This window comes from Helicobacter magdeburgensis (assembly GCF_000765825.2).
Lineage (GTDB): Bacteria > Campylobacterota > Campylobacteria > Campylobacterales > Helicobacteraceae > Helicobacter_C > Helicobacter_C magdeburgensis.
Genome location: NZ_JRPE02000018.1, coordinates 14,889 through 27,590, shown reverse-complemented (window position 1 = coordinate 27,590; position 12,702 = coordinate 14,889). Strand labels below are relative to the sequence as shown.

The following is a 12,702-nucleotide window of genomic DNA, read 5'->3' as shown; positions in this document are numbered from 1 at the left end:
TACTGCTTTAGAATCTTGCTCTAAGCCTAATTTTGTTTTTTGAATATTATCATTAATAGCATTACCCATTTCACCTAATTCATCTTGAGCCACAATCTTTAAAGGATTAGGAGCATCTTTTCTTTGATGATTAAGGTATTTAAAAAATTCAAAGAGAGTGTGGGAGATGTGGTGGATACGAGCTGCTATTGTCATTCGCACATACACAAACACAAACAACGCAACCACAAACACACAAGCCAAAACCCCCATAATATTTACATTTCTCATATGTCCCACAGACTCATATACTGATGATTTAGGTGCAATAGTAACGCTCCCCCACCACTGCCCGGTGCTACCTCGCCCCACTTCAAACGAAGCCACCCCCATAATACTCGCCTCTCCTCGCATATTTGTTACTTCATACACACCAGATTCGTGGGATTTTAGTGCGTTGATTACAGCTTGCATACTAGGATTATCCTTGCTTACATCGGCAAGATTCTTACCTATCAGTTCGCTATTTGGGTGAAGCACAAGTAGTCCTTCGCTTGTTGCAAGCACGCGATAATCATTTTTAAAAATACTCCTACGCTCCGCAAAAAGAGATTCTCCAATCAAATCAAGATGAAGTGTGCTTCCAACAACACCCACAATATTCCCCCTCTCATCTTTGATAGGATAGTTAAGCGTTGAGCGTATTGTCTGTTTATCTCCCATTTGCACTTTCATTGGGTTGCCAACGCTAGGCTTACCGCTATTTAGTGCTTTTTGCAAACCATCATCTTCTAAAAATGACACATCAGCAGGTAAAATCACTATTCCGCCAACATCTTTTGGCTTCTCATCGTGTGCAAGTATCATTACCCCGCCATTATTCAGCCTATGATCACTTCTCGCATCAGGTATTAATGCAGAATCTTTAAGGTAGATATAGCCATAATCCACCCATTGAGTAGAATCTAAAAGTGCTGTTAAAATATTTTTGCTTGTATGCTCCATTAGATTCCCACTATTGAGATATTGCGTAAGATTGCCTTGTGAATAGCTTAACGCTACAAAGCTTTCATTAATATATCCCTCTATGGCATTTCCTGTCCGCTTTGCCACATTTAACACAAGCTTATTAGCATCATCAGTTTGGATATTTTGTGAAACGCTTACCAACACAACACCCAAAATTCCCATACACAAGAGCAGAATCAAACTCACTGAAACAACAATCTTACTTCCTATGCTTAACCTGTTAAACATCGCCTCTTTCTCCTTACAATCCATTTTTTAAGCCCAAAATTTTTTAGAAAAAAGGCTAAAAAATTAACAAAGGAAAAAATACTTTTAACTTATTAAGAAATTGTATTATTTCCTTTGTTAAAATTTATGCTGGAAAAACATAGGATTCTATCTTTCAATCCACTACCTTAAAAGGAGACTTAGATGAAAAATAACCCCTTCTCCCTCAAACTTACACAACGCGATATTGCAGGTATCTTAAACATAGACACAAAAACGCTTTATAATTGGCGGAAAAATAAAAAGGAGTTATATGCGGTTGTTATGCTTGGCTTTAAGTTTAAAGAAATCCTATCCACACAGCAAAATCTTACCAAAGAATTAGAATTTATAGAATCTCAAGTGCTTTCTCAAACACGACTAAATTCTGCCCCCCCCCCCCCCCCGCAGTCGCAATGCGACAGCAAAGATCCAAACGAAAATAAATAAACTATTCTCTCGCATCGCATAAAGCAAGACAAAATATGACTTTAGATTCTAAAGATTTTGTAACAGGTTTAGAATCTAAAACAACTTTAGATTTTACCCTAGATTCATTCTCCACATCAAAAGCTGAAAATACACTTATAGCTTCTTTCAAGCTAGTTCCCGTAGTGATAATATCATCTACCAACACCACAAACGGATAAGAGATGTTTCTTGTAAGATAGAATCCTTTTGGGTTATTTTGACGAAAGGTAAGGCTTTCCCCTGCGTATTTAGTGGCATTTTTTGCTTTTAAAGCACCATAAGCCCCTTGACATCGCCCCCTAGATTCTGCTTCAAATGCCCTTACAATCACGCCTGTATGCGAATATGCCCCATAAGGATAGTCATCTAACCCCACAAGCCCTACCCTTTGAGTAAAATCAAAATCAATATGTGTGAAAAAATATGCCGCCGCTTTGTATGTTAAAAGCTTCAAAACACGAGAGCCTATGAGCTGATATTTACTCTGCATAAGCAAACTCACATCGCTATACGCATAAAAGCTATATACCGATATGGAATCTGTGAGTTTCCTTGTGGATAATCGTAGCGGAATAGAATCTAAACAAGCCTTGCATATCACAAAATCCACACGCCAATGCCACCGCCCACACACAAGACATTTCATTTGCTTTAAGTCCTATCTATAGAGATTCTATACCGCTTTTACTCAAACGCAATCTTTTTAAAATCCTTCTTAAAAACAAAATCGCACAGACATATATGCAACACAAAACATATATGTCTAGGACATAAACGCCGGGATCCTTATCCGTGAGTTGATTATATACGCCAAATTTATAAGCCTTTAAGCCAAGCATAAAACTAGCCCAAAGTGGTAAAGTAAGGTAAATCACCCACGCAAAAAAGGCTAAGATTCTAAGCATTACTAAGGCTCTTTGCTGATTTTGGGTTTTTTTATAAAACAGATGTATAAGATACATTACTCCCACAAATCCAAAGTGTAAAACCCCATACACTACGCAAATAAGGCCAAGTGGCATAACAAACATAAGCACAATAAATATAAGCTCCAAAGCCAAAGCTCCTTTAGCAATTATTTAGGCTAGATTCCACTCTTTTAATCTCACTTACAATCTCTTGGCAAATCGCTTCCCTATCCAAACTCGCATTAAGCTCAACATAGGGCAGATTTAACATCTTTGTCGCCTCGCACATTCGCCCCTGTATCTCAAGCATATATTCTATACCACGGCTTTCAATACTATCATTTTTTTTAGCTTCTAATCTCGCTTGTAACGCACTCTTTTCTAACTTTAATATCACTACAAGTTGCGGTAAGATTCCCCGCAGGATAAGCTTATTTAGCATAATGGCTTTATCCATATCTATATGTTTTGCGTAAGCAATGCTTGAGATTAAGCTTCTATCGGAGATTACAAGCCCATTTTTATGCGGCTTTAATACTTCTTTGTAATGCTGCGCTCTATCGGCAAGAAAAAGCATAAACTCCGCATATTCATCAAGCACAAAGCCCTGCCTTTGGGGTGCAAAAAGGATTAAATCTCGCAAAGATTCACCTATCACACTGCCACCGGGTTCTTTTGTAAAGATAGCCTGTGGAAAATGCTTTTTAAGTAGTTCTAGCTGGGTGCTTTTACCACAAGTATCAATCCCTTCAATCACAACATACATTTTCTAATCCTTTTTTGCTTTAGAATCTAATATCTTTTGCTGATACGATGAAAGTATAAAAGCCACAGCAGATTCAGGCACGAGATGAGAAAATCGCCCATTATGTTCAATAATGGAGCGGACAACTGATGAGCTGATAAAAGCATTTTGTAAAGTCGGCATAAAATAAATTGTCTCAAGCGTATCATTCAATGACGCATTCGCATAGCCCATTTGCAATTCATACTCAAAATCACTCACCGCCCTAAGTCCCCTTATAATCACCCTAGCCCCCTTCTCTCTAGCAAAGTCAGCTAAAAGATTTTCAAAGCTCTCCACCTGCACCTTTGGCAAATCACTTGTGCTAAGTTTTAGTATCTCAAGCCGCTCTTGCAAGCAAAACATCGGTTTTTTAGCATTTGATGCTGCCACAGCAACAATCACTCTATCAAAAATCTCAATGGAGCGTTTGATAATATCCAAATGCCCATTTGTGATAGGATCAAAAGTCCCCGGATAAATGGCAAGCTCTCTCATATATGCTCCTTATACTCATTAATCTGTGTCAATTTTCCAACGCTTATATAAGCTATTTTGAATTTTCAAGCTATCAAGCCATTTGCCGATGAAAAAATACTCCATAGATTCTAAATCTCTTATCTTAGCATAATACCCCGCATTTGGTGGAGAGATAATCACGCCAAGGTTTGAAAGCCTACTCATTTGCTCCAATGCAATGGGGCTAAAGGGCATTTCACGCGGGGCTAAAAGCAATGTGCATCTCTCTTTCAACATTACCGCTGCACAACGCGAGATGAGATCATCACATAAGCCGTGAGCCACTTTTGCTAAAAGATTCATACTTGTAGGGATTATCGCCATCGCATCTATGCCAAAACTCCCTGATGAAATCCCGCTATCTAGCTCATCTTCATCATAGATTCTAAAATCTCGGCTTTGCCTTGCCCTATCAAGTGCGGATTCAATCTCCTGCCCCATTTCACTCAATGCCACAGCCTTTGCTCCCTCACTGACGACAACAAATAATTCTATATCTTTGGGGATAGATTCTATAAATTTCACGCCCAAATGCACTCCACTTGCTCCACCTATGGCAACCACAAGCTTTTTGATACTCATTTTTGCCCCCTTTTATGTCTTTTCAAATGTAAGCTCATAGTATCTCGCCCTTATTCTCACTCACAATCCTAATCCGCAGAATCTTGCCGCTATCGGGATTTTGTGCGTTTATAATCTCATTATACGCCCCACTTTGCTTTGCTACAAGCAAAGTTTCAATACTCACCCCCTCTTGCACTCCTAAAACACGCACCATATCGCCCTTTTTGACTAAGATTCTGGGTTTAATCTTATCTTTAGTGATAGGCATTTGTGTGCGGATATAGCTTTTTGCGCTGTATTTTTGTATCTCTTCTATGCTTACAAACTCCGCCCCCACACGCTCAAACTTAATAAAATCCTCTTCCACATTCTGCAAGCTTAGATTCTCACTAGAGGGGATATTTTGTGTGCTTTTTGCCACCCTTAAACGAGCTTGTATCTCATAGATAAATGTGAGCTTTTTGATACGCTCTCCATCTAGTGTGCGGTATCTCATAGTGAAACTTCCGCTGTTTTTTTTTACAGCAAAGTTTGGAATGCTAAAATCAATCAAAGTATAATCCTTAGGCAAATTCCCCAAAGGACGAACGAGTATCTTATCAATCTGTAAATCCTTGCCGTAATGCTGAATATACATCTTTTGGATAAATTCTAGGGCGTCATTTTCTTTCATACTTGAGATAAATTCAAACTCCACAACATCGCTTTCAAAGGAGCTTATCTCATAGCCAAAGCGTTGAAAAATAAGCTTAATATCCACACTTTTTAATCTCAATGTGAATCTATCAGGCGGAAAAGAGGCGAGTTTAAACTTCCTATCCATTTGCGGAAATAAATCTGTGGAGTAAATATCATTTTGGCTCACAGAGTAGCTTTTTTGTAAATGTAGCTTTGAGCTAGGCACAGATTCTGGAATCTTCATATCATCTGCCATTGCCCCCATCACAGCAAATACCAACACCATAAAACAGCTAAATATTTTTTTCATTTTTCTAAGCTCCATTTGCCAACTCTTGCTTTTATATCCCATTTTTGTATCAATTTAGCTTCTCCACGAAGCTTCTTAGAATCACGCGTCTTAAGCCGCCAAAGTTAATCCTAAGCTTACACTGCTCTCCCTTGCCCTCCATACTCTCCACGCTTCCAACACCAAAGATTTTATGCACTACCTGTGAGCCTATCTCTATTTTTTCATCGCTAGATTCTAAAGCCGCAGAATCTCGCAAAGATTCCACCCCCTCTACTAGCCCACTCTCTTTTAGGAATCTTGACTGCCTAAGCTGCCACTCCCTTTTGCCACGATAGAGCCGACTTTTGCTATAACATAAGCTCAAATGCTCTTTCGCACGAGTGAAAGCCACATAGCCAAGCCTCCGCTCCTCTTCTATCTCATCATTCTCTCCCCTATGCAGTGGAAAAAACCCCTCTTCAAAGCCAATCACATAAATATGCTTAAACTCTAAGCCCTTTGCTGAATGCACACTCATACAGCTCACACAATCCCCCACCGCCTCATCACTAGGACTAGCAAGGGCTAAGTCATTTAAAAACTCATTTAAAGTATTTGTGGGATTGTGAATGACATAGTCTTTAAACATACCATAAAATTCATAGATATTCCCTTCCCTATCTACTTCATCAAGTGGGCTAAACTCAAAAACAAGATGCTCCTGCATATCTTCAATCATCTCGCTTAAATCCGCCATATTCCGCCATTTAGACAAATCTTTTTGTAGTTTTACAAGTGCGGTATATGCCTTTTCTCCAATGTGGGCTTTAGATTCTAATGGATATTGCTCCAAACACGCAAGGCAGGAAAGCCCTTTGCTTTGAGAGAGCTGCTCTAGTTTGCTTTGTGTAACCTTACCAATCCCGCGTTTAGGGCGATTAATAATCCTAAGGAATGAAAAATCATCATCTGCATTCACAATCAAACGCAAATAACTAAGCAAGTCCTTTATCTCAGCTCGTTCATAAAACCGCACCGCTCCAATAAGCTTATATGGAATCTTAAAGCGATTAAAGCTCTCTTCAATACTCCTTGATAACGCATTCACACGGAATAAAATAGCAATATCGCTTGGATTTTCCCCATTCTCACACAGCCTTGTTATCTCTTTAGCCAAAAAGGCAGCTTCTTGTGCTTCATCATCATTTTCTATCACTCTAACTGCTTGTATAGAGCCTTTAACACTTTTTAGATTCTTACCCAAACGCTCCGTATTATGAGCGATTAAAGCATTAGCCGCTTGCAAAATCTCTTCACTTGAGCGGTAATTCTCTTCTAGCTTTATGGTCGTTGCCCCGCTAAATTCCTTAGCAAAACGCAAAATATTGCCAATATCCGCTCCACGCCACCCATAAATACTTTGATCATCATCACCCACGACACAAAGATTATTATGTGTTATACATAGAGATTTTAGAATCTTGTATTGCAGCTCATTTGTGTCTTGATACTCATCTACCATAATGTATTGATACCTTTGGCTCATCTCTTTAGCAATATCACTCCTTTGGGATAGAATCTTATAGGTAAGATAGAGTAAATCATCAAAATCAAGCAGATTCTTTTTTTGTATATACTCTTCATATTCTGCATAGATTCTATTCATTAGTTTATATTCTGGGCTGTGAGCGTAAGTAGCGGCTTCTTGTGGAGACAAAACACTATTTTTCATATTTGAGATATAGGAGTCAAACTGCGACACAGGCAGGGCTTTTGATAAGGATTTTAAAATCGCCTTTTTATCATCAGAATCTAGCACGACAAAGTTTGCTTCCCGCCCCAACACCTTGATATAAAAACGCAAAAAAAGTAAGCCAAATTTATGAAAAGTGCATAGAAGTGGCGGGGCTTGATAGGCATTACTTAAAAGGCTTAAAGCCCTATCTCTCATCTCTTGTGCGGCTTTATTTGTAAAAGTCAGGGTAAGTGTGGCACTTGGTGGGATTCCCACTTCGTTAATAAGATAAGCTAGACGCGTAGTGAGCGTTTTTGTTTTCCCGCTTCCCGCCCCAGCTAGAATCAGCAAAGCCCCATCAATATGTGTGGCTGCCTCTTTTTGCTTAGGATTCAAAGATTGAAGTGCTTGATGAAGTGGTGAAACTGCCATAAGATTTTGTTGTTATTGTTTTATATCTTTGAGACTTGCTTCCACGACAGAAAAGTCTGGCTTTTGTGAAAGATATGGAGCAACTTCCTTATCACTTAACTTTTTCCATATTTTTGTTTCACCCATTAAGCCCGATTTATCAATACTCCCTCGCAATTCAAGTGTATCGCCTTTAAGCGTAACTTTTGCATAATACTCTTTTCCCGCATCAAAGTTATACACCTTGCCATTTTTAAACACATCGCTTTTGCCATCTCGCACAAGGTTATACACAAATACACTGCCCTTATCAAAGCGTTCTCTTAGAGCTGGATTCTCATTATTCACATCTTTTTTAGGGGCAGAGCCATCAACATTCGCAAAGCCATAGCAGTAATATTTCCCATCTTTTTGAAAAAACTCCACGATAGATTGTCTCCCACTCTCACCCTTATGTGTCATATAATAACCCTCTAAATCCGCTCCAAATAGCCCAACACACATTCCACAAGCAGCAACTAGCTGAAATATACGCATTGTCTCTCCTTTAAGTTTTAATAAGATAAAAAGTGGCACGAAATTCGCTTGTGCTTAGATAAACTCGCGTTTTTGCAAGTTTGATTTTGCAAGTATAACAAAAATATATTAGAATAACACAACTTTTTATCAACTTGCTTATGCAAAGCCCAAGTTTAGTAAGCACAACTGAAAGGGAGTATATGAGATTCTACACAATCCTAGCTTGTATCACATTTTGTGGGAGTTTAGTACAAGGTGCAAAAAAAGAAGTTATTCAAGATTTCCCACAAGATAAAAACCCCGAAGAAGTGCTAGAAGATGTCAAACAAACGCGTCAAGAGCTACTCTATAAAGTCGCAGGGATAAAAATCAAAAAGCCAAAGGACCCAAGAGAAGGATTCTATGGACTTGTTAGCGTTGGGGCTGCTTTTACCCCAAGTCTAGGGACAAGCAGTGTTTTAGGTGTGGAGGCAGGATATGATTTTATCTTTGGTAAAAGGCATTCTTTGCGGATTTTTGGCTTCTTTGACCGCACAAATTATGGCGGATTTGCCGACTTAGAGTTTGATAGCAGTAAGCCAAATGCAATGCAAATTTATCGCGGTGGATTTTCAGCAGAATATAGAATCTACGCAAATTCCTACATCGGCTTTCGCATTAGGCTTGGCTCACTAGGAGCGTTTAACTTCTCAAGGACGGATTCAGCCATTATCCCAACCCTTACTGCCGAGCGTAAAAAGTGGTTTTTCCCAACAATCGCTTTTGGACCTATTTTCACCTATGGCAGACATCACGAGCTTTTTGTAGGCTATGATTTGCTAGATTATGAAAAAGAACGCGGTATGAGTGTAAATTATCTCAAATATTCATATAAATTTTAAGGAGTTTTTATGCTTGATGTCAAACAATGCTACATTGATGCCAATGCCTTGTTAAAGGGGCATTTTCTCTTAAGCAGTGGGAATCATTCAGATCACTATCTGCAATCTGCCCGTGTGCTTGAAAATCCAAAAGTTGCTGAAAAACTAGCCAACGCTTTAGCCAAACAGATTCTAGAATCTCACATAGAAGTGGATTGTGTCTGCTCTCCGGCTCTTGGTGGGATTTTGGCTGGATATGAGCTTGCTAGGGCATTAGGCGTGAGATTTATTTTTACAGAGCGGGTAGAAGGGCAAATGCAACTAAGGCGGGGCTTTGAAGTGAAGCAGGGGGAAAAAGTGCTTGTGTGTGAAGATATTATCACAACAGGTGGTTCAGCGTTGGAATCTGCACAATGCGTGGAGTTCCAAGGGGCAAAAATAGTCGCCTTTGCAGGATTAGCTAATCGCGGATTCTGCAAACGCATAGGCTCAAATTTAGAGCGGAAAAAGGAAGCACGACTGCCTGAACATATACCGCTTTTTGCATTAGAAGATTTTGTGTTTAATATGTATGAGCCTAGCTCTTGTCCGCTTTGTCAAAATGGAGCAGATAAAGCTGTGAAGCCCGGTAGCCGTGGGAACTAATGGCAAAGCGTTGGCGTGAGATAAAGTCTCAAAAACACACTCCACAGATAGAATCTCAACCGCATTCACAATGGGTAAGCTTCAAAGATTTTCATCTCAAAAAGCAACTTCAACTAATGTATGCGAGTGAGCGGATTAAGGCGTTTATCACAGATATGTTTATGATAAATATGCCCCTTTTGTATCTCACAACCTATGTGTTTTTAGATGGTAAAAACGACTTCACACATAATCAAAGTGCGATTCTTGCTTGTGGTGTAGGCTATGGGCTTATTATTTCACTTTTTTTGGCTTTCACTTCGCAAACGCCCGGTTATCGCTATATGGGCTTAAAGCTTATGCAAAGGCGAGATTCTCATTCCAAGAAAGCTACTATACAAGAGCAGTCCACACAAGATTCAAATACTACCGATGAGACATTGACCGCTACAACGCTTCCGCCCTTTGTCAAAATTAGCCTTTTTAAATCTCTCGTGCGTTATGTGCTGTGGCTTGTTGGCACGACTTTCCTTGTGGGGCTACTCTTTGGGCTTATCCGCCGTGATGGACGGCTTTTGCACGATGTGCTTTGTGGGACTTACATTATCAAAGTCTAAATGTGTGCTTAAGGCATAAGATTTGTGCCGATAAACTCTCGCCCCAACTCCTTTACACACTCAAACACGCTAAAGCTCCCACTTGCTGGATCAAGCACTAAATCGCCCTTATTTGTGCAAGATTCTATTAAAGCCTTTTGCAATCCTTTGGGCTTTGAATGGGGGTGAGTTTTTAGCTCATCATTTGGAATCTTTTCACTCCACACATCGCGGATATTATGCAATCGCCAAGTATTTTTAGCCCTAACTGGTGCTTTTTGTAAAACAAGCAGATACTCGCTCTGTCGCCTTGTGCGATAGCCCATACCCATTTTGAGTTTATCCCAAGTGATGAGATCTACTACCTGCAAACTTGTTTGCTCTATCCACGCTTTTACCCCCTCGCATAGATGAAATTTATCAATCCACAGCATCAAATAACAGCTAGGCTTTAGCACTCTATCAATCTCGCATATAAAACTTTGAATCTGCCCTTCACTCATCTGCACAAGTGTGCTTCTGCCCTTTTGTCGCTCTCCTTCATTCCCGTAACGCATTTTATCAAGCACCCCACGATACTGCGGATCAAAAAAACACAAATCAACACTGCAAGATTCTAAACTCCCCATAAGCTCTAAGCCGTCAATGTTGAGTTTGGTGTTAAGAAGTTGAGTGTTAGTAAGTTTGGTATTTTTTTGAATCTTCACATATTGCCCTTACATTGCCTTTGACAAGAATTTTTGCCATTATAGCAAAAGATATACTTAAGATAATGCCAAGATTCAACACAAATGATTTTAAGACTATAAGTTTTCTCTAAAAAAGTTTTTTAAACGGGTGTAAATCTTTTCTTTGCGTTTTTCTATATCCTCTTTTAGCCAATCGCTTTTAGGATATTTAGCTAATTCTTGTGCTTCTAAAAATTTTGATGTAGCATATCTTTCTTTCTTGTTATCAAAGTAATCATTACTTGCCTGTATGTTTAGCTTTTTCTCAAGCCACATTTTATTGCCAATAGATTCTATAAATGGCTTTGCTTCATCTTTATCCCAACCTGTGTAGCTACTTCTCCACTGCGTAGTTTTGGGGAATATATGCTCTATCTCTGCTTTGATATTTAGCTCTTGATTGGGGTATTGCAAATAGAGATTCAAGCGCAAAAGAGATGGGATCAATCTATCTGCTTTAAAAAATTGTGCTTTAAAGGTGGCTTCATCTTGCAAAATCTCCTTGGTGTTAGTTTGGAAGTCAAGTTTGCCTGCTTCATACAAAGCAGTATAGGCGTTAAAGACAATGGGCTTAATCTCAGCTATACTAGGTTTATTGATAAATTTCACTAAAAAGTGCGCTATAACCTTAGCTAAAAACTCATCGTGCTTGTCAAAATAGTCCAGCCCCCTATCGCCACAATACATATAATACGCACTGTCAAGGTATTGCCAATAGTCATTAGGAAAATAATCAAGCACTTCATAGAGCTGCAGTGATTTTTGGGAGAATTTTTCATCATAGCCACACCAAAAATTACTCAATTGATTGATTTCAGTCATTACCTTATCGCTATCATTTGTCAAAATATCTTTATGCTTATTGGCAAAAAATTGCCTAAGTCCTATTTCACTTGTTTTGTCCTGTTCTCTTGCACGCACAATGTGCATATAATTTCTAAAGATGAAATTCATATCGCCATTATTATCGCTCTCTAGCTGTTTCCAATTTTTGGCAAAATCATTTTTGCTTTGCTTGTCCTTTTTGCTCCCATAAATAATGCCCTTAAAAATATCTGCATCACTAAGCGGCTTACCACGATTATTGAGTGTGTTAAAGATCCTTAGGGCATTATCTTGGCTGTCGCATTCAATGGGTAGCACAATGCAGGATTTAAGCAAGGTTATACATAAATCTGCCCACTGCGTTGGATACTCTATTGCAAACTTGCTAGATTCTAGGAGAAAATACAAGTAGTTTTTCTCATACGCTGTTTTTGCTTGCTTAATTTTTGCTTCTAATTCTTTAGGATCACTTGGGGCTACATATTCATTTTGTAAGATAGTATTAAGCACCGCGATGTCATCATCTGTGGCTACTTCACTCTGCAATCTAATGGCGTTATAATCAGCTTCACCGCTTTTATCATCAGTCTCCCATAGACAGGATTCTATCGACTCTACAAGTTTTTTTGTCTTATCGCTTTTATCCCTAAAGGCTTTGGTATGCAATGCTTTTAGCAGGAGCATTAGCGTGGTTGTTCTCTGCTGCCCATCAATGATATTTTGCTCTTTTTTGCCATTTTCTGTGTAGGTAACAATCGAGCCTAAAAAATACTTATCATCTTGCTGCTTATCGCTATCGCTGAAAAACTCCACAATATCCTGCCAAAGTTGTGTGCATTCATCTTCGCCCCAAGTGTAAGGGCGTTGATACATAGGGATTATGAAATTGCCCTTAGATAAATACTCTACAATGCTTTTTTCTTCGGTTTTCATTTGCGCCATTTTTGCTCCTTTA

Annotated in this window: 15 protein-coding genes; 4 read left to right on the top strand and 11 right to left on the bottom strand. The window is 39.0% G+C overall.

What is annotated here, in order from left to right; all coding sequences use genetic code 11:
- Positions 1 to 1,236: cache domain-containing protein (locus LS74_RS09585; protein ID WP_138129092.1), on the bottom strand; the 1,236-nt coding region annotated here is incomplete at its 3' end.
- Between the two features lie 183 nt (positions 1,237 to 1,419).
- Here LS74_RS09585 and LS74_RS09580 point away from each other — a divergent pair.
- Complete coding sequence (locus tag LS74_RS09580) at positions 1,420 to 1,704, top strand: hypothetical protein (protein ID WP_138129090.1); 285 nt, start codon at positions 1,420 to 1,422, stop codon at positions 1,702 to 1,704.
- A gap of 1 nt (position 1,705) precedes the next feature.
- Here LS74_RS09580 and LS74_RS09575 read toward each other — a convergent pair whose 3' ends face one another.
- Genes LS74_RS09575 through LS74_RS09540 form a run of 8 tightly spaced genes read right to left on the bottom strand, consistent with a single transcriptional unit; the run spans position 1,706 to position 8,132 of the window.
- Positions 1,706 to 2,371, bottom strand: coding sequence for a phosphoribosyltransferase family protein (locus tag LS74_RS09575; protein ID WP_034589282.1), 666 nt, complete (start codon positions 2,369 to 2,371; stop codon positions 1,706 to 1,708).
- Positions 2,372 to 2,387: 16 nt separating this feature from the next.
- Entirely contained in the window at positions 2,388 to 2,780 is a 393-nt protein-coding gene (locus LS74_RS09570) for a hypothetical protein (RefSeq protein ID WP_236096910.1), read from the bottom strand.
- 13 nt (positions 2,781 to 2,793) lie between these two features.
- The gene (tmk, locus tag LS74_RS09565) at positions 2,794 to 3,399 is read right to left on the bottom strand and encodes a dTMP kinase (RefSeq protein ID WP_034589284.1); all 606 of its coding nucleotides are present in this window, start codon (positions 3,397 to 3,399) and stop codon (positions 2,794 to 2,796) included.
- Positions 3,400 to 3,402: 3 nt separating this feature from the next.
- Positions 3,403 to 3,915: a pantetheine-phosphate adenylyltransferase gene (gene coaD / locus LS74_RS09560; protein ID WP_034589286.1), complete on the bottom strand. Its 513-nt coding sequence runs from the start codon at positions 3,913 to 3,915 to the stop codon at positions 3,403 to 3,405.
- An 18-nt stretch (positions 3,916 to 3,933) separates the two neighbouring features.
- Positions 3,934 to 4,518 (bottom strand): UbiX family flavin prenyltransferase, encoded by a 585-nt coding sequence (locus LS74_RS09555; protein WP_034589288.1) that lies wholly within the window; start codon positions 4,516 to 4,518, stop codon positions 3,934 to 3,936.
- A 34-nt stretch (positions 4,519 to 4,552) separates the two neighbouring features.
- Positions 4,553 to 5,488, bottom strand: coding sequence for a flagellar basal body P-ring formation chaperone FlgA (gene flgA / locus LS74_RS09550; RefSeq protein ID WP_138129088.1), 936 nt, complete (start codon positions 5,486 to 5,488; stop codon positions 4,553 to 4,555).
- A gap of 49 nt (positions 5,489 to 5,537) precedes the next feature.
- Positions 5,538 to 7,616: an ATP-dependent helicase gene (locus LS74_RS09545; RefSeq protein ID WP_138129086.1), complete on the bottom strand. Its 2,079-nt coding sequence runs from the start codon at positions 7,614 to 7,616 to the stop codon at positions 5,538 to 5,540.
- 12 nt (positions 7,617 to 7,628) lie between these two features.
- Complete coding sequence (locus LS74_RS09540) at positions 7,629 to 8,132, bottom strand: DUF2147 domain-containing protein (protein ID WP_034585375.1); 504 nt, start codon at positions 8,130 to 8,132, stop codon at positions 7,629 to 7,631.
- A 182-nt stretch (positions 8,133 to 8,314) separates the two neighbouring features.
- On the opposite strand from LS74_RS09540, the gene LS74_RS09535 reads away from it, so the two are divergent.
- The 3 genes from LS74_RS09535 to LS74_RS09525 are packed head-to-tail and all read left to right on the top strand — an operon-like array spanning position 8,315 to position 10,215.
- Positions 8,315 to 8,995, top strand: coding sequence for a hypothetical protein (locus tag LS74_RS09535; RefSeq protein ID WP_034585378.1), 681 nt, complete (start codon positions 8,315 to 8,317; stop codon positions 8,993 to 8,995).
- Positions 8,996 to 9,004: 9 nt separating this feature from the next.
- Entirely contained in the window at positions 9,005 to 9,619 is a 615-nt protein-coding gene (gene pyrE, locus LS74_RS09530) for an orotate phosphoribosyltransferase (protein ID WP_034585380.1), read from the top strand.
- Complete coding sequence (locus LS74_RS09525) at positions 9,619 to 10,215, top strand: RDD family protein (protein WP_034585383.1); 597 nt, start codon at positions 9,619 to 9,621, stop codon at positions 10,213 to 10,215. Before pyrE ends, LS74_RS09525 begins: the two co-directional genes overlap by 1 nt.
- Before the next feature lie 8 nt (positions 10,216 to 10,223).
- Here LS74_RS09525 and LS74_RS09520 read toward each other — a convergent pair whose 3' ends face one another.
- Both LS74_RS09520 and LS74_RS09515 read right to left on the bottom strand, forming a co-directional pair.
- Complete coding sequence (locus LS74_RS09520) at positions 10,224 to 10,901, bottom strand: DNA-methyltransferase (RefSeq protein WP_034585385.1); 678 nt, start codon at positions 10,899 to 10,901, stop codon at positions 10,224 to 10,226.
- 96 nt (positions 10,902 to 10,997) lie between these two features.
- A complete protein-coding gene (locus LS74_RS09515; RefSeq protein WP_034585387.1) occupies positions 10,998 to 12,689 on the bottom strand; it encodes a DUF262 domain-containing protein in 1,692 nt (563 codons plus the stop codon).
- Between the last annotated feature and the right edge of the window lie 13 nt (positions 12,690 to 12,702).